This window comes from Deltaproteobacteria bacterium (assembly GCA_020845775.1).
GTDB lineage: Bacteria > Bdellovibrionota_C > UBA2361 > SZUA-149 > JADLFC01 > JADLFC01.
In genome coordinates this window covers 13,347-35,876 of the sequence record JADLFC010000028.1, presented here as the reverse complement: position 1 = coordinate 35,876, position 22,530 = coordinate 13,347, and the positions used below count along the sequence as shown (strand labels likewise).

The 22,530-nt window shown below is 46.5% G+C and carries 23 protein-coding genes; 5 read left to right on the top strand and 18 right to left on the bottom strand.

All coding sequences use genetic code 11. The features are described from left to right. Positions 1-20 precede the first annotated feature (20 nt). The 4 genes from rpsI to IT291_01775 all read right to left on the bottom strand — a co-directional run bounded on the left by rpsI (position 21) and on the right by IT291_01775 (position 3,488). Entirely contained in the window at positions 21-425 is a 405-nt protein-coding gene (gene rpsI, locus IT291_01790; GenBank protein ID MCC6219953.1) for a 30S ribosomal protein S9, read from the bottom strand. Positions 426-481: 56 nt separating this feature from the next. Continuing rightward, a complete protein-coding gene (gene rplM, locus IT291_01785) occupies positions 482-934 on the bottom strand; it encodes a 50S ribosomal protein L13 (GenBank protein ID MCC6219952.1) in 453 nt (150 codons plus the stop codon). Positions 935-1,206: 272 nt separating this feature from the next. Next, the gene (locus IT291_01780) at positions 1,207-1,929 is read right to left on the bottom strand and encodes a pilus assembly protein (GenBank protein MCC6219951.1); all 723 of its coding nucleotides are present in this window, start codon (positions 1,927-1,929) and stop codon (positions 1,207-1,209) included. Next, positions 1,926-3,488: a hypothetical protein gene (locus IT291_01775; GenBank protein MCC6219950.1), complete on the bottom strand. Its 1,563-nt coding sequence runs from the start codon at positions 3,486-3,488 to the stop codon at positions 1,926-1,928. The genes IT291_01780 and IT291_01775 overlap by 4 nt, the downstream gene beginning before the upstream one ends. A 370-nt stretch (positions 3,489-3,858) precedes the next feature. On the opposite strand from IT291_01775, the gene IT291_01770 reads away from it, so the two are divergent. Both IT291_01770 and IT291_01765 read left to right on the top strand, forming a co-directional pair. Further along, positions 3,859-4,707 (top strand): hypothetical protein, encoded by an 849-nt coding sequence (locus tag IT291_01770; protein ID MCC6219949.1) that lies wholly within the window; start codon positions 3,859-3,861, stop codon positions 4,705-4,707. A gap of 27 nt (positions 4,708-4,734) precedes the next feature. Next, the gene (locus IT291_01765) at positions 4,735-5,499 is read left to right on the top strand and encodes a carboxypeptidase regulatory-like domain-containing protein (protein MCC6219948.1); all 765 of its coding nucleotides are present in this window, start codon (positions 4,735-4,737) and stop codon (positions 5,497-5,499) included. A 116-nt stretch (positions 5,500-5,615) separates the two neighbouring features. Here IT291_01765 and IT291_01760 read toward each other — a convergent pair whose 3' ends face one another. The 5 genes from IT291_01760 to IT291_01740 form a co-directional block, all read right to left on the bottom strand. After that, a complete protein-coding gene (locus IT291_01760) occupies positions 5,616-6,146 on the bottom strand; it encodes a hypothetical protein (protein ID MCC6219947.1) in 531 nt (176 codons plus the stop codon). A gap of 351 nt (positions 6,147-6,497) precedes the next feature. Continuing rightward, positions 6,498-7,691, bottom strand: coding sequence for a putative lipid II flippase FtsW (ftsW, locus tag IT291_01755; GenBank protein ID MCC6219946.1), 1,194 nt, complete (start codon positions 7,689-7,691; stop codon positions 6,498-6,500). 21 nt (positions 7,692-7,712) lie between these two features. Further along, on the bottom strand, positions 7,713-9,239 hold the full coding sequence (murD, locus tag IT291_01750; protein MCC6219945.1) for a UDP-N-acetylmuramoyl-L-alanine--D-glutamate ligase: 1,527 nt from the start codon (positions 9,237-9,239) through the stop codon (positions 7,713-7,715). A gap of 36 nt (positions 9,240-9,275) precedes the next feature. Beyond that, entirely contained in the window at positions 9,276-10,355 is a 1,080-nt protein-coding gene (locus IT291_01745; GenBank protein ID MCC6219944.1) for a phospho-N-acetylmuramoyl-pentapeptide-transferase, read from the bottom strand. Beyond that, a complete protein-coding gene (locus IT291_01740) occupies positions 10,324-11,820 on the bottom strand; it encodes a UDP-N-acetylmuramoyl-tripeptide--D-alanyl-D-alanine ligase (protein MCC6219943.1) in 1,497 nt (498 codons plus the stop codon). The genes IT291_01745 and IT291_01740 overlap by 32 nt, the downstream gene beginning before the upstream one ends. Before the next feature lie 297 nt (positions 11,821-12,117). Between IT291_01740 and IT291_01735 the strand changes: the two genes are divergently transcribed. Together IT291_01735 and IT291_01730 are read left to right on the top strand one after the other, a co-directional pair. Then, entirely contained in the window at positions 12,118-12,387 is a 270-nt protein-coding gene (locus tag IT291_01735; GenBank protein MCC6219942.1) for a helix-turn-helix domain-containing protein, read from the top strand. 313 nt (positions 12,388-12,700) lie between these two features. Then, positions 12,701-13,135, top strand: a complete 435-nt coding sequence (locus tag IT291_01730) for a hypothetical protein (GenBank protein ID MCC6219941.1) — start codon at positions 12,701-12,703, stop codon at positions 13,133-13,135. 4 nt (positions 13,136-13,139) lie between these two features. Here the strand turns inward: IT291_01730 and IT291_01725 are convergent, their stop codons facing one another. Next, the gene (locus IT291_01725; GenBank protein MCC6219940.1) at positions 13,140-14,327 is read right to left on the bottom strand and encodes a DUF1926 domain-containing protein; all 1,188 of its coding nucleotides are present in this window, start codon (positions 14,325-14,327) and stop codon (positions 13,140-13,142) included. 105 nt (positions 14,328-14,432) lie between these two features. Between IT291_01725 and IT291_01720 the strand changes: the two genes are divergently transcribed. Beyond that, positions 14,433-14,741, top strand: coding sequence for a hypothetical protein (locus IT291_01720; protein ID MCC6219939.1), 309 nt, complete (start codon positions 14,433-14,435; stop codon positions 14,739-14,741). 12 nt (positions 14,742-14,753) lie between these two features. On the opposite strand, the gene IT291_01715 is transcribed toward IT291_01720, so the two are convergent. The 8 genes from IT291_01715 to nrdR form a co-directional block, all read right to left on the bottom strand. After that, positions 14,754-15,620, bottom strand: a complete 867-nt coding sequence (locus IT291_01715; GenBank protein ID MCC6219938.1) for a methyltransferase domain-containing protein — start codon at positions 15,618-15,620, stop codon at positions 14,754-14,756. 64 nt (positions 15,621-15,684) lie between these two features. Beyond that, complete coding sequence (dut, locus tag IT291_01710; protein ID MCC6219937.1) at positions 15,685-16,149, bottom strand: dUTP diphosphatase; 465 nt, start codon at positions 16,147-16,149, stop codon at positions 15,685-15,687. Between the two features lie 50 nt (positions 16,150-16,199). Then, complete coding sequence (gene pnp / locus IT291_01705; GenBank protein ID MCC6219936.1) at positions 16,200-18,290, bottom strand: polyribonucleotide nucleotidyltransferase; 2,091 nt, start codon at positions 18,288-18,290, stop codon at positions 16,200-16,202. Between the two features lie 149 nt (positions 18,291-18,439). Continuing rightward, positions 18,440-18,709, bottom strand: coding sequence for a 30S ribosomal protein S15 (gene rpsO, locus IT291_01700; protein ID MCC6219935.1), 270 nt, complete (start codon positions 18,707-18,709; stop codon positions 18,440-18,442). Between the two features lie 243 nt (positions 18,710-18,952). Continuing rightward, positions 18,953-20,221, bottom strand: a complete 1,269-nt coding sequence (ribA, locus tag IT291_01695) for a GTP cyclohydrolase II (GenBank protein ID MCC6219934.1) — start codon at positions 20,219-20,221, stop codon at positions 18,953-18,955. Continuing rightward, positions 20,205-20,834: a riboflavin synthase gene (locus IT291_01690; GenBank protein MCC6219933.1), complete on the bottom strand. Its 630-nt coding sequence runs from the start codon at positions 20,832-20,834 to the stop codon at positions 20,205-20,207. The genes ribA and IT291_01690 overlap by 17 nt, the downstream gene beginning before the upstream one ends. Beyond that, on the bottom strand, positions 20,835-21,953 hold the full coding sequence (ribD, locus tag IT291_01685; GenBank protein MCC6219932.1) for a bifunctional diaminohydroxyphosphoribosylaminopyrimidine deaminase/5-amino-6-(5-phosphoribosylamino)uracil reductase RibD: 1,119 nt from the start codon (positions 21,951-21,953) through the stop codon (positions 20,835-20,837). Between the two features lie 60 nt (positions 21,954-22,013). Then, entirely contained in the window at positions 22,014-22,529 is a 516-nt protein-coding gene (nrdR, locus tag IT291_01680) for a transcriptional repressor NrdR (protein ID MCC6219931.1), read from the bottom strand. Position 22,530 lies beyond the last annotated feature (1 nt).

Below are 22,530 nucleotides of genomic sequence, written 5' to 3'. Positions count from 1 at the left end.
GCTCCGTGTTAAACTGATGCTTAACGCTTAGAGAACTGTGGTCTCTTTCTCGCCTTATGTCGACCAGGCTTTTTTCGCTCTACGGCTCGATCGTCCCGAGTAAGAAAGCCTCCTTTCTTTAGAACCGATCGTAGCGTTGGGTCAGCTTGCACAAGTGCGCGGGATATGCCGTGCAAAACTGCCCCTGCTTGGGAACTGATTCCGCCACCTCTTACAGTTACTCTAATGTCATATTTGCCGCTAGATTCTTCTGTCAATGCGATTGGCTGCTTAATAACCATCTGCATGATTGAACTTGGGAAGTAATCCTCGTACGGCAGCTTGTTAACTGTTATTGCGCCTTCGCTGTCTTTTGCGGGAGATATATAAACGCGTGCAGCAGATGTCTTTCTACGTCCAGTAGCACAAATCGGTTTTATAGCCATTCAAATCCTCTCGGTTAACTTTTACTTTCTTATTGCACTAAATACACATACTAACTTCAGCTACCGCAGCATTCTTTTGAAAGAAACGGCTTAGGCTGTTGTGCCTGGTGCGGATGTTCAGAGCCCGAATATACTTTTAATTTCTGAAGCTGTTTTTTTCCTAAAGGTGTTTTGGGAAGCATTCTACCGACGGCCTTCATAATTATTTGCTCTGGCTTCTCAGCAAACAGTTTAGCTGTTGGTATAGTCTTTACACCGCCAGCAAATCCAGTGTGATGTCGATATACCTTGCTTTTCAATTTATTGCCCGTAAACTTAATATCTTTTGCATTGATTACGACCACAAAATCTCCGCAGTCATTATGAGGCGCAAAAGTTGGCTTATCTTTGCCGCGAAGCACACTTGCGATTTGCGATGCCAAGCGACCCACCACTTGATCCTTTGCATCAACAATTCTCCAACTGCGACTAGCTTCTGCCTGTTCGCGACTTTCAAAATACGTACTCATTTAACCTAACCCACCAATTTCTAAAATAAAAACAAATCTACGCACCCATGAGCCATCAAGCCCACGTGGCATTTTATTCTATACCGTTTCCAAAGCGCCAAGAATACCCCTAAATCTCAATACGTCAAGAGAAAGTCACGAAAATAAAGCATTTTATGCTACAAGACCCCCTACAAATTGGCGACTCTTCACTCATTCACAGTCGATCCATAGAAAGAAAACTACCCTTTTGCTGCTAATATTACAAAAACACTCTATTGCCTAAGGGGCGACTATCGGCGCATGTGCAAAAGTTCAAGTTCTTGCTGTTGAATTGCAAAATACTCGCCAAGCGAGTTTTTCACTGCTGAGGGTGCGTATCCACCGGTAAGCGCAGTAAGCTCAACGTAAATTCCTAGCGAAATGCCGTAGTATCTATTAGAAGCGTAACCAGTCTGCGGATCCACGATAGGCCCCGTTGGAACTGAGTAACTACTGGGACTAAGCGAGTTAGCGTGGTCTAGCTGTTCGCGAAGAAACGTCTCCTGTGTCTTATACGGATAGCGAGGCGCGCGAGTTTTTAGACTAAAGTTTCCATGACTTTCTGCAGATCCGTTAAATGAGTATCTAAGCAGTTTTCCGCTATGCTCATCCACTTCGAACACCACACCGACTGCCCTGAGTTTATAGTCGTCAAAGCTCGCCGAACTCATTCCCTTTGTCACTGCATCCGATGTTTCCTTAACTACGCCATCGAGAATTTCCTCTAAAACTCCCTCGTCGACTCTCAATGCAAAATTTGAATCCAAATAAAGTGGCGAGCTATTTGCGTGATGAGCCCTTGATGCCAATCCAGCTCTAACAGCGTTTGTAAAAACCGACTTCCTAACGAGATACAAGCCGGCATCCGTTACGACGAGTAAAAAAAACAGTGCAAGCGGCGTAAAAAGAACCGTTTCTAGCAAGCCGTTGCCCCACTGACAAAACAATATATTTCTCTTGCGCTTAAAACTCACTTTCTAATAACAACCTGCCTATTTGTTGCTAAAATAAAAGGTATGACTTTTCTTGTAAGCTCTTCAGGGGAATTGGCAAGATAGAGGTTAACATTTGCAAAATCCTCCGCGTACGCCTGCAACAGTGCGTACCGCCTGCTCAATTCACTTCGCTTATCTTCCGCTAGCCCAGGATGAATCAATGTAACGAAAATCAGGTTAACATTGGTAGACTTAAGATTATCCAACAAAGACATGACCTTTTGAGACCCCGCTTCGAAGAGCCAATCAGTTATGGCAATAATATTCTTGCCACTAATGGCGGACAAATTGCCGCGCCTTGCTCTTGCCTCATCAATATCTGAAAGAACCGAGTTCGCGAGAAGTAACTGTTGATACGCCTGGTCTATGGCCAGTAGAATATTTGCACCGTCTACCATATGGGAATACTGTCTTGACGCCCGCCAGTAAACTGCTTGGCGAAGGCTAACTGAGTCTAAACACTCTGCGCTGAGTTTACCTAACGGAAAGTGCACCTTGCCCCAAACGTCCCCTGTTCCCGGCAACTCACACCTCATTGTGGCTCCGCTAGCTAAACCATACCCGTGACTTACATCTTCAAGGGAATAACGCATTTCATCGCTAATCGCGGGGCTAGCAATAAAGCTACACAACTCGTCAGATGTAAATGATTCCTTTTCAAAGTAGTTCGCCCAAGCAGCGTGCCTCTTGGTTCCGTCTTGCGAAGGAAACGCTAAAGATCTAGTGACGGCATATCCTAGTGCATTGTCATTGCCCGGAGTATGAACCAGACCAATTCGAGACTGCTCAGAAGCCCCGAAAACATCTATCAGACTTATTGCGGCCAACTTAACAGCACTTAGCGCCGGATTAAAACAGTGTTGTGTAGCCCATCGGCGAAAAGAATCACTTTCCCATTCACCGTCCCAAGCCGCCCAGAATAACGGCTCTGTAAGCGAAGCAAGATTATCGGGGTTTGGATTATAGACAAAGTTCCAATATTTTGAGGCCGCCCACTGACCGCTATCTCCCCAAGCACTGTGAGACGGCGGTCTTAACGAGCTACCATCTGCAATTACGAACACGTAATCGTTTGGCACTACGCGCGCAGATGACGCATGCGAGTAGCGAAATTTAAGCGGCTCGCCATTTACTCTGGGTAGAAACCCGGCAAAACTCGCCGTATAGCTTCCGCTAACACTTAGCGATATGCCAGAAGAATCGATTCTTAGCCGCTCGCCATCTGCCCCACTTGAAATCGACAGACCTGGATGAAGAGCAAGCTCACTATGAATGAGTGCACGTGCAGCGTCTCTATCTGGCAAAGCCTTGCTTGCCTGAGTAACAATGCTATCTATTAAGTCCTGGCTTAAACTTCGATGTGAATAATACCCGCTAACATCTATCAACAAAACTGTAAGCGTCAATAGGACTGGCAAAACGACTGCCAGAAAAAAAGTAACGTTCCCGCTCTCTGCTGCTTGCCTCCTCGCCGCGAAACGGCACGCAGATATATTACTATCGAGCTGACGACAATTGGCTCTACAACAACTAGCCACAAAAACTACCTCTAAACACTAATAGCACTCCGCAAGCCCAAACATCACTTGCGACAAAGACTAGAGATTCGACATTTTAGCCAAATTCGAAAAAAAATCCATCTCAAAGGCAGAGCATATTACACACTGGGGAAACTCCCCAGTAAATCGATCGCGGCATGCTAAATGCCTCATCAACCTTAGCTGCTAAGATGTTATGCGGACTTGCCATAGAGACTTGCCATGAAGTCAGAACAAGCAATAATTCCAGATAGATGGCCTCTATTGGCAGGGCTCAAAAATGATCCCTGACGGTTCATTTCTCTTGCTTGGGCGATATTATTGGAGTAGAGTACGACACTAGCTAACGGGGTTAATACACATTTTTCAAATGCAAACTGAGTTTCGCCAAGTCGTATTCGATTTTCTAGTCAGGCTACTAAAGCCGGTATGCTTTTTTTGCATTCAAAAAGGCTTTAAATTTCAGGAGTTTAGCGAGGCCGCAAAGAAGGCTTTTGTGTCGGCGGCAAGTGATAGCGTGCTTGAGGCCAATAAGAAGGATGTTAGCTTGAGCCGTCTTTCAATAATCACTGGTTTACAGCGACGAGACATATCGCGACTAATACAGAGTTCCTTTGACATCAAAGACGAGTACAACCTCCTGACCAAGGTAATTGGCGCTTGGCAGAGGCAGCCGGATTTTTCCTCGCGGGGGAACAAGCCTCGAAAACTAGTATTTGAAGGTATCGAGAGCGAGTTTGCAAAATTGGTTTCCTCGGTTAGCCAAGACTTAAGTCACTACAGCGTGCTCTTTGAATTGGAGAGACTGGGCATCGCGCGCAAAGACGGCAATACTGTCGAGCTGCTACGCAATGCTTATTCTCTTAGCAGCGACGCTAAGAATGGCTTAATGCTTTTGGCGGACGACATCGGAGATCTCGTGTCGGCAGTAGATGAAAATTTGTTCGCCCAGCCCACGACTCCCAATCTGCATCTAAAAACTCGATATGACAATATTTGCCTAGACAAGCTTCAGGAAATTAAGGACTGGTTTATACAAAAGGGAATGGAACTTCACTCTGAGGCTAGAGCTTACCTCTCGCAATTCGACAGGGATTTAAATCCTCTCTTGCATTCCAAAAAGGGCGGCGGGCGAGTGACGTTGGGAACATTTAGCAGAGTCGAAATTCCCGCCGATATACAGGAGGCAAATCAGATTGCCGCTAAAAATAGTGATTAGCTTGATATTTCTTGAAGGAGAACGGAAGTGAGACTTTATAAGTTTTCTTGCATATTCTTGGCGATAAGCCTTTTTTTGCTTAGCGGCTGCGCCGGTGGCGGCACAGTGGGGACCGGAGGTGCGGCATTCGAGGGAACAATCACCTCAGCAAAAAACGGGCCGCTGCCTAATATTAGTGTGACCATTGCCGAGACTGGCGAAACCGCCACTACGGATGAGAGCGGACAGTTTTCAATTGAGACTAGCAGTATATCGGGGGATGTAGAGCTACTAGTAGAGGGCGAAACAGAACAAGGTAGCATTTCTGAAACTGTGGTGGTTGAGGATGTTCCAGCAGAGCCAGCGACCATATCTGTAGAACTCGAGGTGAATGAGAACTCTAACTTAATTGTGGTCGAAGGAGTTGAAGTGCGCGCGAAAATCGTCGGTACCTGCGACTTCTTTTTCGAGAATCGCCGTGTTATTCGCCAGACTAATGCTGCACCGCAGGGCGTTGAGTGCACAGCGAAAATTTGGCTTAGCCAAAACAGCGTCCCACTCCCCGGACTAGGATTCGCTATTCAAGTTCGCAGCTGTAGCGAAGATGCGAGTTGGATCACGTTAGGCAAGGGAACCACTCGCACTAGCGGAGATTCAATTGGCATCGGACAAATCGATTTTAACTTTATTGATGACTCAGAACACTGCGTCTACCGAATCATTGCGCCCCTGGATGAACCATTATTTCCAGAAGTAATTCACGAGATCCACACTTTTACTAAACAGTCGCAGGATGCAGGTACAGTTAAGTGATCGGCAAGTGAGGTGAAGCCTTTTTTACTGTTACCTACCTAAGTAATAGTAAAAAAAATTATGGGCGCGTTTTTTAACGCGCCCATAAATCATAACAATCGCAAGATGCGATCGAGTTATTTTTTCATGCAAATGGCTTGGCAGGAGACGTAAGCATACTTTCCACTTTTCGTCATCTTAAGAACCCACTCTGTGCCATCTATTTCGATCGTACAGCCACCAGTGTAATTTCCCTGATGATCGCCACTGTCAATTCCGCCGTGGACACTTCGCGACAAAGCGCAAAAGGAATAAGTTGACTTAGTGCCGAGCACGTTTCGAAAAGTTCCAGCTGCCTGGTCTTGCGTTCGCGTATATTCCGGGCTAAACCAAATCAAGGGATTCTTGCTCTGATAGCGATCGTCTAAGGCCTGATCGCCAATTTTAATATTGTCAGCTTTAATAGTGCCCTTTACATGCAACTTCTCACTGGGAGAATCTGTGCCAATACCAACATTGCCATCATTGTAAAATGTCGACGTGCCATTCGTGTCCCACACCGATGGAAGACCTCCAACTCCCTCACCACACGCCGTAATACTATCGGCGGCAATTGCTGGTGAGCTCAAAGCACAAACTATCCCTACCGAACAAAGAATTCTTTTCATACCGCTCCTTATCAATATATTCTATCAATCAAACTGTTATTTAGCCTTCCTCCTTCTCGCCTCTACACCCCGTCAGACGCTAGTCTTACAGACGGCAGTCCTACAGACAGTAGTCTTACAAACCGTGGTTAGAAACCATTAGCCCATTTTCGCCTGTTAAACGTTAAAGGAGTATTACCTACTTCAACACCACAAACTTGACATAACTTGGTTATGAAACATTGCCTGCGAACTGTGTCATAAAAAACTCGCTCAACCGACAGTGAGTTAATGCACAGATATTCTATAATATCAACGAGTTACTCCTCCGGGCAATGCTCCAAACAAGGCCAATGTATTTTTTTTCTAGCCTTAAAACTCACTCCTGCTGCTCCGAACATCGATATTAAGCTCCGAATGTTTCGAAAGGCGAAGGAGCATACCTATAGCAAATAGGTACATTACCATAGCGCTCCCGCCGTATCCCACAAGCGGCAAAACCATGCCCTTGGTTGGGAGCAATCCCAACACGACGGCAATGTTTAGTATGGCGGGCATGACCACTAGAAGAGTTAATCCCACAGCCAAAGTAGATAAGTACGGAGAAAAGGAAAGACGCTTTGACAGTATATAGCCTCTATATGCAAACACCATAAATAGCAAAACTACCGCCAAAGCCCCAATAAGCCCTAACTCTTCAGCTATAACGGCAAAAATAAAATCGGTATGTGCCGCTGGCAAGTAGAATAGCTTTTGTTTTCCGGCTCCCAAACCTGCACCGTAGAGACCACCGGAACCAACAGCTATTAGGGACTGAATCAACTGATAGCCAGCATTGGTTGCATCGCTAAAGGGATCGATAAAGGTCGAGAAACGACGCATGCGGTAGGGAGAAACAAATATTAGCGTAGCGATCGCAGCAGCAGCAAAGAGGCCCAAGCCAAGCAAGTGAGCTATCCTAACGCCAGCAACTAATAGCTGACAGACTACTATTGCCATAATAACGGCGGCAGTGCCAAAATCAGGCTCTAACAACAACAAAAAAACCAGCACGCTCGCTACGACTAGCGGCATAACGACGCCGCGGCAAAAACTGCTAAGTTGAAACTTCCGCCGCTCTACGTAAGACGAGAAATATAGCACTACTCCAAGCTTTGCTAATTCGCCAGGCTGCACACTTAGCGGACCAAGCTCTAGCCATCTACGCGCACCGCCCGCACTTCTGCCAATTGCCGGAAAAAGCACCAGCACGAGCAAAAAAATTAACCCGATGAGAAGATATCCAGAAACCTTACCAAGCAGATCCGATGGAATTTTAGTGGCTGTGTAGAGAGCACCGAGTCCTACTATCAGGTGCAGTAAATGCTTTCTCAAATAAACAGTCGACTCGCCATACAATTCTGCCGAACTAACGGCCGTGGTCGAAAACACCATCAACACCCCTACGCCCAACAGAAGATAGGTAGTTATGAGAATCCAAGAGTCCACTCGACCTACAGCATAACCATCGCTACGCACACCAAACGACACCGCGCTCCGACGACTAAGAACCCCGCCAAAACTCACAAAAAAGCCCTTTTAAACAAGTTAATAAGCAACCGAGGCATATCCGTCCTCGCCACTGCCTCGCCGTTCGGCTGATTCCCTCACCAAACTACCAAAATGCTCTCCTCGAGCAACGTAATTGGGATAAGCATCGAAACTTGCACAGGCCGGACTAAACAAAACCACATCCCCACTAGCCGCTAACTCCATCGCGCGCGCCGTCGCGTCCGATAGAGTTGGCACACTTTCCACAAAGGCTTGCGAAGGGAGATCCCCCAGTGCTCGCCGAATCTCATCGCGATACGCGCCAAATATTATAACTCCGCTAACATCGCTTTCGATCTTTCTCGCTAGAGACATAAAACTGCCACGCTTGATTTGACCGCCCAACAACAAAAATATTCTCGCCCCCCGGCGATAATCCCTCATAGCATCTATCGCAACACAGGCAGCGGAAACATTAGTGCCCTTAGAATCGTTTACATACAACGCACCAAAAAATTCCCCCACTGGTTCAAGTCTGTGAGGCAGCGATTTAAAAGTATCAATAACGCTCTGGACGGCCTCTCTACTCACTCCGGCTAATCGCGAGGCTGCCACAGCAGCCATTAGATTCAATTTATTATGGTAACCTATGAGACTCCAATTCGATAGCGAGTATTCCTCTTCGATTTCACCTAACCTAAATACTACCCTATTGGCTGAAGTGTCTAAATAACACGCATTAGGCACACCACTTAGGTCCTTGAGAGATCCAAACGGAAAGTAGCGCCCCTTGCAACTGAAGCGCATATAATCAGCATATGGACAATCAACGCAGATTAAGGACCAATCGCTCTCAGAATCTTGATTTGCAAAAATCCGCGACTTAATATCCCTATAAGTTTCAACACTACCGTGCCGCTCCAGATGATCGTCGTCTAAATTTAAAAACACCGCTATGTGAGCCGCAAATTCAGGCGACTGCTCCAGCTGATAGCTAGAAATCTCCGCAACAACAGAGCTACCTCTATTTTCGCAAATGCCCAGCCTAAGAGACTGTGGATTGACTGCATTCACAAAGGGACGTCCAACATTGCCAAGCATTAGCACCTCGCGTTTAGCAGCCTCAAACATAGCCTCTACTAGGTGAACCGTCGTGGTTTTCCCATTCGTGCCGGTGATGGCAATCTCTGGTCGCCCGAGATAAGCAACTGCCAGTTCCACTTCAGAAAAAAGCGGAATACTAAGACTTTTCGCAAATTTGAGCATTTTGTTGCTCGAACCTATGCCCGGACTCCTTACTGCAAGAGCATAGTCGCGAGCCCCTAGCTCCGACACCATCTCATCGCTCCCCTCGTCGAAACCATCACGCACTATCGCGCCATAGCCCTCTAGCTCCTCCAAAACTGAAGACGCGAGCCTCTTTTCATCTATTACTGCTGCGCAGAAACCAGCTTCTGTAAATAAGCGCACAAGTGCTAGCCCCGTAACACCCGCTCCAATTACTAACACCCATGGCTTGCCACCGCTTTCCAAAGCCGCCTTTAGAAGCTTGCGAAGATTTTCTTCTCTCTCGTTTCTTTCCATACTTACTGCCTCCGAAAAAATGCGCGTTAATATTTCCTAGCGGAGTTTTAATGTCGAAATTGCAATTAAACCAAGTACGATTGAAATTATCCAACAACGCACGATTATCTTTGGTTCGTTTAAACCCTTTAGCTCAAAGTGGTGGTGAATCGGGGCCATCTTAAAAACGCGTTTCCCAGTAAGGCGAAACGACAACACCTGGATAATCACCGAAAGCGTTTCTACCACAAACACGCCACCAACAATAATTAACAACAACTCCTGCTTTGTAATAATCGCTAAAATTCCTAGCGCCCCACCTAATGCTAGCGACCCGACATCTCCCATAAAAACGCTCGCTGGAAAACTATTAAACCACAAAAAGCCCAAGCCAGCCGCCACGAGAGCCGCTGCAAAAATAGACAAGTCACCGCAACCAGGAACATAGGAAATCTGCAAATAGGACGAAATTACGGAGTTCCCGGTAACGTAGGCAAAAACTCCATATGTAAACGCTGCCGTCATCACAGGCCCTATTACTAAACCATCCAAGCCGTCAGTTAAATTAACCGCATTCGAGCATCCAACTATGATAAAAACTGCAAACGGAATAAACGCATAGCCCAAATCAAAGCTCAAATTCTTTAATAGAGGAACCGCAACTACAGTCGAAAAACCAGGAGCAAAGGCCATTAGCATAATGACCGCCACAGTCGCCACGCTTACCTGCGTCCAAAACTTTTTTCGCGCACTAAGACCCTTGCTATTTCTAACTTTGACTTTATAAAAATCATCTAATAATCCCAGGCATCCATACAAGAGAGTAACACCTACCGTAAGCCAGACATATATATTGGTTAGATCCGCTAACAGCATAGTCGAAACGACGACCGCGAGCACTACGACGAGCCCACCCATAGTGGGCGTCCCTTGTTTAGAAAGATGCGTCTGTGGGCCATCGCTTCGAATCGGCTGCCCAAGATAGCGAACGCGAAACCACTTAATAAACACTGGCTGGAATACGAGCACTAACACAAACGCAATGACAAACGCCAACATCGAGCGGAATGTCAAATAGCGAAAGACATTGAGCGCCCCGAAAATATCACGCAGCGGATACAGAAGATGATATAGCATTTAGCTCCCCAACTAGTTTTGTCACGCATTTTTCTAACGCCATGCCACGAGAGCCTTTTACTAATACAACTCCAATATTTGCTGGCATATTGTGCAAGAATAACTGAGCAGCTTCGAGCTGACTTTTTGCAACGGCGCTGTTATCCAAACCTTCGCCTCGCGCGGCTTCTACCACTACTTCAGCGAAATTCCCAAAAGCTACTAACTTTTCTGCACCCAAACGAGCAGCCTGTTTGCCAAGTTCGCGATGAAACGACTCAGCGCGCTCCCCAAGTTCTAACATATCTCCCAGTATCACTCCAAAAGAATTCCGCCTGTCCGAACTTCCATTTATCATGCTAGCCGCAACCTCTAAAGCCTTTCCCATAGATACTGGATTAGCATTATACGCATCGTTAATAACCCTTACGCCAGCCGCTTCTATTACCTCCAGCCGCATTGGCGCTCTGCGACATTCACTTAGTGTCGCGCATATATCTGCAACATCGAGATCCTGAAAGGCAGCACGGCTAATTGCAATTGCTGCTACCGCATTGCAAATATTATGCTTACCGAGATGCACAATTGACGAGGCGTAGCGCTTGCCATTGTGGTTTACGAAAAATTTAGACCCGCCGAAGCCAAGATTTTCCCAGTCCGCGGCATAGTAATCGGCCTGATCTGAAAAACCAAACGTTACGACTGCTGGCGACACAAATCCGGCTTCGCAAAGTCGCTTAAATGCGCGCTGCAACTCGGCATCGTCTTTGCACAAAACAACTTTGCCAGAGGTTCTAACATGAGCCAATAATTCACACTTAGCATCTGCGATTTCTTCTACCGACGAAAAAAATCCCAAGTGAGCCAAACCCACATTGAGGACTGCCGCAACGTCGGGCTTTGCAACCGAACCCAAATAGTCGAGCTCTCCCGAATGATTCATACCAGCTTCTAGTAGCAGCCATTTGCTATTTTCATCTGCCTCTAAGATCGTTTGTGGTAAGCCGACGTGATTATTAAACGATTTTAGGTTTGCAGTTCCATGGCCAACCAATCGCGCTAGAATAGTTCTAAGCATTTCTTTTGTGCTGGTTTTTCCGTTAGAACCGGTAAGGACAATTGTTGGAACTTTGAGCTGTTCTCTCCAATAGGACGCCAATTTGCCCAAGGCCACAGTTGTATCCTCTACGCCTATAAGTGCTCTTCCAGGAAAAACTTTTTTGCATTGCTCTTTGGCGATACAGCAATTAGCATTTAGCCACTCGTCACTTACCAGGCAAGCCCTAGCACCAGCTAAAAACGCTTTCTCGATAAACTCATGCCCATCGAGACTCTCGCCTTTTCGCGCTACAAACAAGCTACCTTCTTTTACCTCCCTGCTATCAGTAACTACCCCTGAGCAGACCTGCTCGTCTATCCCGCTTGGAACGACCGTAAAAGGTTGAAGGACACGACCAATCTCTTTTATTGGAGCTCTAAAACCCATATCTATATTTCACCAAAATATTCGCACGCCAAAAACAAACGTCAGCGTCCCGCTAACGCCATAATATTACTACTTTTGTTGTTGCTCTAACACAGTCCCAAACACACTGCTCTGTAGCCTCTAAGAAAATTACCTATTCTAAATTCCGTTAACATCTTACCCGCTTTTCCTACAATCCGCGATTAGCATTTAAACGAATCTGATGGATACTCAATATTATGGACACCAATTATAGAAAACTAGTCACCTTTACTTACTGTCAGCTAATTCGCCACTTAAGCAACGATGGAGGCAAAAATGAGTAATAACTTAGACATACCTGTTCTCTTAACTGTTAGAGAAGTTTCGACACTGCTTAGAGTTCAGCGACCCAAAGTCTACGAGCTCATTAAAGACGGTGCAATAGATGGTTTTAAAGTTGGAGCAGATTGGCGGATTAGAAGGGATTCCGTCGAAATGCTAATCGGGGCTATTCCTGAGGAATTCTTCTGCAATAGCGCAAATGAATATGACGAATTGAGCTCAGATGATGACTCTTTCGCGTCCCCTTGTGTAATAGCTAAATAGGAAGAGCAGTTAGTCCCTTCTTGGAATCGAGGTCTCCCAGAAGGTTCGCGCTTGGGGTAGAACAGGGTGGGCATTCCGCCGCCCTGCATACCACTTGCGGGGAGCGCAGCGTATGGCAACGCTCCCCGCAGTCGGTATTTTTTTAATGTCTAACCGCTTACCGAGTAACCTCTCATTAGACAGTCGAAAAGGCATCTTTTTAAGGCCACATTCAGTAACATTGTTGCTCTCTAATCTACTTATCTATTGGCACGCTACTTGCTTAAGCTCTCATAGAGTAATTCAGCAGTATTTTTCTCAACAGGAGGTAACTATGTCGTTAAAAAGATCTATCTCAAGTGCCTTAATGTCCTTGGCTTTTTCCGGCTGCTCAGTTTTTATGGCTGCTCATGCTGACAAAGCGCCGGATGATTCAGTTCTTAGGGTTGGAAATCCAAAATCTTTAGTCGAAGCGCAGTTCAACAACATTATTTCCAGCCACAAAACTCGCTCTGGCTCGGTCACGACGTATCAATTTTTCACTAATGACGAAAAAAGTTACGGTAGAGCTGCAACTTATGCGGTTGTGGACATCGCAACTCTAGGTTTGGCCGAAGTTTTCACAACTCCAGTAGAAGCTTTGCAGGGAGATAAGCACGTTATCGTTGTAACCTACGACATGAACGACAGGATAAGAAAAGTTGAGCGCCACCAGGCGGTAAAAGCCTTGCTCCCCAAACCAGAAAAAGCCTTAGGGATAGAAAAATGAGGCTTTACAATATAGAGACAAAAAAACTAACGGCGTCGAATTGACCACTATCGCTCGCAAGTTTCACGACAAAAACTGCCCTTACGCCCCAGTAATCGCTGCCATTTCCTCCTTCCCAAGCCTCTTCCATAACTTGCGTAGCGAAAAGTGGCACTAAACTTACGCCCAGCAGTTGTTTGGATGCCCTAATATCTACATGCAAATCGCTCACGCCATCTATAAGGCGAACGCCATGTAAGCCGCCCTCGACGTCCTCGCCGCTCAGCCACTTTTTTTCTGCGCCACTAAAGCGCTCTTTGGTAGAGATACCTCCTACGCTTAGTAGGGGGCAGATTGAAATAGCTTCCGGCACTGCGGTAGGTAGCATTGCGTTCCACTCGATAGCAAGCAATGTATTTTTTGGCGGCAACTCAACGCCGCTAAAAGAATATGCTAAAGAGAAACCAGTCGTGGCATTTTCGCAATGCGCACCAATGCCTGATTTAAAAAGAAAATCCTTTACTAAAGTCGTCCTCCAGGAGGTACTCTGTGTGGTTCCAGACACTTCGATGTCTTGCCGACATTTTATGCCCAAAAGATCTGGCGTGCGCAAAGAAATGACGCTATGCGACACACAAGCACTCTTTTTACTACCAGCTGCCACGTCATAAACCTCGACTGCGGGCTCTAATAACGGAAGTTGGTTAATATTTAAAAGTGCTTGCAAGTTTTCCGTCGGCCCCATCTCATCGTGTAGAAAACTAACTAAATTAGCCTTTCGAGGCTTATAGTCTAGCTCAACTATGCTAGCGCCGCTCTCGCCGTCTAAGTACAGGCGCAATAGCTGCGTGTTTACGATAAGTTCGTCTTGTCTATCCAAATCGCAATCTAGGACCTCCCATTCCACCCATCCAGAATTCGGATCCACCTCTGAATAGACGAGCTTATCAACCTCAACCTGCGCTCGTATGAGAGCCTCATAAAACCTCCCAACAGCAACTCGAGAAAGTGTTTTCAATCCGCTTGCGCGAAAACCATTAAAGATCTCCTCCGCTTCATCCAAATACAGCTGGGCCACTACAGCCGTTTCATTAGGAAGTTCGCCACGAGCTAAATCTTTTTCCACCACACAAGCATTAACTCCCCCGTCAAGCTCATCAACTTGTCGTTTTAAATCAAGCAGTCGTCCGCTTAAAGCACGAAAACAACTCAACTCTATAAATCCTCCTTAAGAATTTCTACATTAATTTGAAGCATATATTGCAATTTTAATGATTAGTGGAACAACTATCTAAACGCCACGATTGAGGTTAAGAACATGAATAAACACAATCTGATACGCGCTACTCTGTTCACTACTCACTTAGCAATTACCATTCTCCTCTTCTCTAGCAAAGCAGCCACAGCGGATGAATTTGACTGGGCAATAGACGAATTAGTCGAATATAAGCGAGCCCAACTAGCTTACCCACCTGCCGCAGAAGAACAGCCCACAAAAACAGATAAAAACAGCCCTCAACACGCTACGCCACAAACCGACAAAACAACTAAAAATGCTCCGCGACAACTGCCAAAGACTAGAGAAATAATCACCAACCGAGGAAAGCAGGCTGGCGACACCGACTAGACTACCACCTAGCTAAAATTTAGAAAGGAGAAAGTGGAATTCATCACTCCCGGGCGCCATTACAGGTCCTTCGAGAATCTTAATCTTGCTAACGCAAGTCGAAAACCAATTTAGAAGACTAACAATGTCACTTGGAATAAACACGTGATAATGAATGCTATAATCAGTTGCTATGAGTCGCCTAGCTTCTTCGATCGCATCTGCCCCGATCTTGTTATGCACGAAGAGAGCATACTCAAGATAATGCTCAAAATCGCGCTCCTTTGAAGGTTCTAGAAAATCGAGGATTAAGTGCTCCAGCGTTGTTCTAACTCTTTTCTTGTCAAAGATTACGCGCTTATCAGGCACGATGAGATATATTAGTCCCCCTGGCTTTATAACCCTACACCACTCCTTAAGAGCTAGTATGGGGTTCAATACGTGTTCAATGACATGAGCAGAGATTAAAAAATCGTAGGCGTCGTTGGAAATTTCGCTTAAATATTGAGCGTCGCCAATGATGTTTGGCTCGACTAGCGGTAACTCCTTTAATTCAGGATAGTGCCTACGAAGCTCTTCCACCGTGAGGCGATCGATATAGTCCACATCCATTCCGTCATGGCGCACCATTGGCCGGTGGAGCGGCCCTATCTCTAAACCCCTACCATGGAGGCGAGTGGAAAAATATTGGCGCCAATCCCTATCCTCAAATGCCTGCAAACTAGTTTCAGCCACAATGGCTTGGGGCATATCGCACATGTTGCCAGGCACAACCGCGGCCTCTACAGCACCTCCGGAGATAACTCGATTCATTGCTAACGAAGCTTCTCTCTGTCTAGCCGTGTTATCGACCTCTCGCCCTGTGCGCAACAATGCCTTTACAGCACCCTTAACTCGCATAAGTGGACGCATAAACGAAACTAATCGAAAAATACATTAAATGTCCTGTAAAAAATCACGCCCATCAACGCCCTGTAGATCCAAAACCACCCTCTCCCCTAAGCGTTACTCCCAAATCCTCCAGACTAGACACCTCTACAACTTCATTCCCTGGGCTGTGCAACAAAACTAAAAGCTGGGCAATCCTATCCCCAGATTTAAACGTCAGCTCTTCCGCGCCAGCGTTCCGCATTAAAACCTTAACCTCACCGCGGTATGCGCTGTCAATTACACCGGCACTAATTTCGCCACCACGGCTAGCAACGCTACTGCGATCCTTAATCACACCAACCCATCCCTCAGGAACGGCTATGTGTATCCCGGTTCTAATTAGGCGCCTCTCTCCAGCCGAAAGACTAACATCAAAAAGGCTTGGCAAATCATAGCCCGCATCTAACGGACGCGGCGCCGAAAAAGAAATCCCCCTCTCTCTCGCCTCTTCACAGACATAAAACGACAGTGCAGTTCCACAGCAAAAATCACTAGACATGGAATCTTCCTACCAAAACAACCCTAGCATACCGACTGCTTTCCAAAGGGCTACAAGTCTTTACACGTCAAGCGAATGCGACCTTGTTTGTCGATATCCAAGACTTTAACTTTAATTTCATCACCCTCTCTCACCACATCTGAAACCGACTCAACGCGATCGCGCGACAATTGCGAGATATGCACCAAGCCATCGCAGCCAGGAAGAATTTCTACAAAAGCCCCGAAATCCGTTATGCGCCTCACTACTCCATTATAAGTCTTTCCTATCTCCGCCTCCTCAGTTAATCCCTTGATGATTTCCATCGCACGTTTACCCGAATCGCTATCAACGCTAGCAATCGTAACAGTGCCATCGTCATTGATGTCAATCTTAGCACCCGTAGTTTCTACAATAGAACGTATAGTCTTGCCCCCAGGTCCAATAACATCGCGGATTTTATCCGGGTTAATATTCATCGTTTGAATAGTTGGGGCATAGCGACTGAGTTCCTTTCTAGCCGCCGCTAACACCTTGTCCATCTCGCCCAGTATGTGCAGCCTTCCAGCCTTCGCCTGCGCCAACGCACTTTCCATCATCTCGCGCGATAGCCCGTCGCACTTAATGTCCATTTGCAGCGCAGTAATTCCACCTCGCGTGCCACATACCTTAAAATCCATATCTCCCAGGTGATCTTCATCGCCAAGAATGTCCGTTAACACAGCAACTTTTTCGCCTTCCTTAATTAAGCCCATCGCCACCCCTGCAACGGCCTCTTTAATCGCTATACCGGCATCCATCAGCGCCAAGCTGCCCCCGCATACGCTAGCCATAGAACTAGAGCCATTCGACTCCATAATATCCGACACTACGCGGATTACATAAGGAGAATCCTCAGTAGACGGCAGTACCGGCTCAAGAGCACGCCTGGCGAGCGTTCCATGCCCCAACTCGCGCCTCCCAGTACCCCTTAACATCTTCACCTCGCCCGTACTATACGGCGGGAAGTTGTAATGGAACATAAACTTTCGCTCAGAAAGCCCTTCTAGGGTATCCATTCGCTGTGCGTCTATCGCAGTTCCCAGCGTTGCGGTAACTAACGACTGAGTTTCGCCGCGCGTAAAAAGAGCCGAACCATGAGCTCTGGGTATAACGCCCACCTCGCATTCAATTCGGCGAACATCCTTAAGTCCGCGACCGTCTATGCGTACACTTTCGTCCACTACTCTGTTGCGAACGATCTTTTTAATTAAAGTCTCTAACGCCGAGCCTATCTCTGCCGCCGCATCGGGGAACTCGACTTGAACCGCAAGAGCGACCTCCTCTTTAATCGTAGACACAGCCTGCTTGCGCTCGAGCTTATCCTTAATCGACAGGGCCGAGCACAATCGCGTTTTTGCTAATTCAGCAACCTTTTGCTCCAAGCCCGAAGTCAACTCACTGGCAGCGACATCCATTTTTTTCTTGCTAACCTTGCTGCGCAACGTTTCCTGAAGCTCGATTATTTTCCTTAGCTCGGAGTGGCCATAATATAGGGCCTCAATGACTTCCGCTTCCGGCAAAACATCAATGCCACCTTCCACCATGACGATAGCATCCTTAGTCCCAGCAATAACTAGATCGATCTCGGACTTTGCGAGCTGAGACAAACTTGGATTTATTATCAACTTGCCATCGACCTTACCTACTCTAACTCCTGCTATTGCATTGTAAAAAGGAATTTCTGAAATATAGAGAGCTGCCGATGCTCCACAAATCGCCAGCACGTCCGGGCTATTTTCTCCGTCCGCCGAAAGAACTGTACAGATAACCTGAATCTCATCTAAATACCCATCAGGGAAAAGTGGTCGAATCGGTCTGTCTATTAGACGACATATGAGAATCTCGTGTTCAGCCGGTCGCGCCTCGCGCTTTAAATACCCGCCTGGAATTCTCCCAGCCGCGTAAGTCTTCTCCTGATAATCCACTACAAGCGGAAAGAAATCTGCATCTGGCTTTGCGTCCGCACGACAAACTGTTACGAGAACCATCGTCTCTCCCTGTCGTACAATAACAGCACCAGACGCTTGTTTTGCAACCCAACCACTTTCAATTGAAAAACTCGCCCCGTGAAACTGCTGCTCAACTATCACGCGCGACTTAGAACCAATATTTTCCGCCATTATTTTTCCAAAATATTTCTGTCGTTAATAAAACCACTGTGGACTCTTAAGAATACTCCACACTAAAAAGTCAATCTTTGCTCTATTTAGGGGCGCTTTTAGGGTCGCCTAAAAAAAGATAATGGGGCTCTCTGCCCCATTAATTCTAACTACTTCCTCAATCCTAACTTCTGAACGATATCCCTATATCTTTGGATATCCGTACGCTTAAGGTAGTCGAGGAGCCGTCTGCGCTTTCCAACTAACTTTAACAAGCCCCGACGGGAATGATGATCCTTGCTATGCTTCTCGAAGTGACCCTGAAGGTAATTAAGCCGCGAGCTTATCACAGCAATCTGCACCTCCGCAGAACCAGTGTCACCGTGAGCACGCGAATGCTCGACCATAATTTCAGCCTTTTGCTGAGAAGAAAGCACCATTATAAACACTCCTTAAATTAGTAACTATAACCGAGTCAGTAATAATAAAATATTGCAGTAATTAATGTAATTAATATTGTCTTGAAGCAATTCAGAGCTGCCTAAGCTATCACACTTGCTCATCATTTGTTATTTTTTGCGAATACTTGCGCACTCGCTCTTTGCCGGAATAGAGAACCCTACAAAAACTGATACGGCCTACCGCTTCTCCTAATAAACAGTTTCTCAAAAAAAATCAACTTATTACTGCAAATTAGAAGACTTTATCTGTGCCGAATCCGGTATTAAATGCCCCATGCGGTTTTTCTTAGTTTTTATGTACTCCAAATTAAATTTATCGGGCTCTGTTAGTATAGGGACGCGCTCCAACACCCTCATCTCGAAGCGCTCTACTGACTGAACTTTATCTGGATTGTTAGTCATAAGCCTTACATTGTGAAGACCTAAATCTGCTAAAATCTGCGCTCCAACTCTATAATCCCTAGCATCTGCTGCAAATCCAAGCTCAAGGTTAGCATCCACTGTATCGCGACCGAGCTCTTGAAGCTCATAAGCGCGAAGCTTATTGCCAAGTCCGATTCCCCTGCCCTCCTGATGTAAATATACGATAACGCCCGCCCCCTCATTAATAATTGCGGTTAATGCTGATAATAGCTGCGATCCACAGTCACATCGCTGACTCTCAAAGACATCTCCGGTAAGGCATTCGGAATGAATCCTTGCTAAACACCCATCCTTCGGCTCGCCCACCACAAATGCCAAGTGTTCCTTATCATCGACGTCATCTACATACACAAAGACTTTCACAACTTGCTTAACCGTTTCGACAGAAAAGTTTATGTCTGACAAAATGCCGAGCTCGGTGATATCCGAGAACCTGCATTCAGAAACTCTCCTCAGGCACACCTCATGCTTTAATCTATATCTCAAAATTGCTTCGACGCTTGTAATCTTAATTCCCCACTTCTTTGCGTATTCAACCAGTGCCTCTCCACGAAGCATATCGCCATTCTCGTCCATTATTTCGCAAATAACGGCCGCAGGCGTAAGCCCAGCAATCCTAGCCAAATCCACCGATGCCTCCGTTTGGCCTCTACGCCTCAACACACCACCCCCTACCGCGCTTAAAGGAAAAACATATCCTGGCAAATTAAAGTCGCCTGAGCTTGCAGTATAGCTAACTGCGGCTCGAATCGTAGCAACGCGCCCACGAGCCGTTACTCCAGCAAGAGCGACTGATTTATGATCAATGCTTACAGAAAAATTAGTGCCTAACGGCGCCGAGTTTTCTGCTACCTGCAATGGGATACCAAGCTGTTTAAGGCGTTCTTCGGTGAGGCTTAGACAAACTAAACCCTTCCCTTCCTGCAGCATGAAGTTCATTCCTTGCTCCGTTAGAAGCTCGGCGGCGACCGTCAAGTCTCCCTCGTCCTCGCGATCGGAGTCGTCGATAATAATAACAAACTTCCCGAGACGAAAGTCTCGCATAACTTCTTCAAATGGATGTAGCATCATCATGCCCAACGTCTTGCAGATAATATCTAACCGCTCTGTCGACATAACGCCCTAACATATCGACTTCGAGATTTACGATACTGCCAGGTTTTAAGTCGCCAAAAGTCGTAACTGACAAGGTATGCGGAATAATATACACAAAAAAACTTTTTTCGGTAACTCCACCCACTGTTAAGCTTACCCCATCAATGGCAACTGACCCCTTGGGCACGACTAGCGGAGCCAAGAAAGGAGCTAATTCTAACTCAAAGGTAGCAGTATTACTGCACATTTCCCGAGATAACACCGAAGTAACTGCATCGACATGTCCAGAAACCAAGTGCCCATCGAGTCTAGCGCCGTAAACAAGAGATCGCTCCAGATTAACGGCTTCACCCACTTTTTTACGCCCCAACGTAGTGCAGCGGCACGTCTCAGTTCCTAAATCAAAGATTGCCGTATGTCCATCAATGCGAACAACTGTTAGACATACGCCGCTAACAGCAATAGAATCGCCAACCTTAACATCGCCATGCGAAAACAGCTCGGCAGATACCCCGAAAGCACCACCATTTAAGCCTTGCATGGACGAATGAACCTTACCAACTTCTTCGACGATTCCCGAAAACATCTAATTACCTACTCTCTCAGTGGCGCTCACGTCATATATGGCCAGTATATCGTTCGCCACTCTACTCGTTCGCAAAAGTTTAAAACGCCGCACAGTTGATGGCGCCCGCCCAGATGACATTCTAAAAAATGGCAAACCCTCGTTTCCAATCAAAAATGGCGCATAGTAAAGGATTAAGCGATTTGCCAAACCCTCGACAATTAACGAAGTCGCAATCTCGCCACCTCCCTCGCAAACCAAAAACTGAATTCCCCTTTTCCCCAAAAACTCGAGCGCTGCGCCAAGATTTAATCTTCCATTAAAATCCTCTAGCGCCACCACCTCTATCCCAGCTCTCTCATACTGCTCTCTGCGCTCACTTGAAGCCCGATTGCTAGCAAACACTACCGCCTTATCATTGGCCGGCCGGGTTCCAATGCTAGATTCGACCGCGCCCTTATATACCTGAGCGGTAAGGGGGATAGAAAGCTCGGAATCGATAATCACTCTTAACGGCTGTGGACCTTTTCCACTGCGATTAGTTAGCATAGGGTCGTCTGTCAGAACTGTTTTCGATCCCACCATTATTGCATCTGCTTGTCGTCTCATGCGATGCACCTGCGCCCGAGAAACGCTAGAACTAATCCATTTCAAGTCTCCCCTTACTCCACTAGCACTACAAGCATCGAGCGACAGTGCCATTTTTATTACGACCAATGGTTTGCCATGCTTAAGCCAATTGAGCCAAGCAACATTTAACTCGCGCGCCTTCTCTCGCAACACACCCTCTTGCACCTCTATACCTTTTTCTCTTAGTCTCCGAGCGCCACCGCTAACTACATTCGGGTTCGGATCATCCATCGCATAAACGACGCGAGAGATGCCAGATTCGATTATGGCATCCACACATGGAGGCGTCTTTCCATAATGATTGCATGGCTCCAATGTTACGTACAGGGTTGCATTTCTAGCAAGCGCACCAGCTTCTCGAATAGCGAGCACCTCAGCGTGCAATGCGCCACTTTGCCCATGCCAGCCAATTCCGACGATCTTAGATTCTTTTACGACAACAGCACCGACGCTTGGATTGGGTGACACCAAACCGCTACCGCGACGCGCAAGCGCCAGTGCCCTGTTCATGAAAAAATTATCGGAAATGCCCAACTGAAAACACTTGTTTTATTATTTACATAAAGACGCCTACCCATTAGGGCAAATATCGGACAAATCGCCACTTACCTCAGCAACCGACACCGCAGCATTATTAATGGCATCTAGCGATCTTAGCGTGTCCATGAATTCGCTTAGATCAGAAAACTCTCTATATACAGATGCGAACCTCACATATGCAACTTGATCTATATCTCGGAGCTTTTGAATTACCAACTCGCCAATATCTTGGCTCGAAATCTCTCGTTCCCCCAGTTCAAATAGTTTAGCCTCAATCCCCCTTACGATCTCCTCCATCATGTCCGCGCTTACCGGCCTCTTCTCGCAAGCTCGCCTCAAACCACTTAGAATTTTATAGCGATCGAACGACTCCCTCTGGCCACCTTTCTTGATGACCATTGGCATACTTTCCTCGATTCGCTCAAAAGTGGTAAAGCGAAACTCGCAAGACTCGCACTCTCTCCTCCTGCGCACAGAGCGCCCATCCCCTCCCTCCCTGGAATCTATGACCTTAGTCTTAACGGAGCTACACAGAGGACATATCATT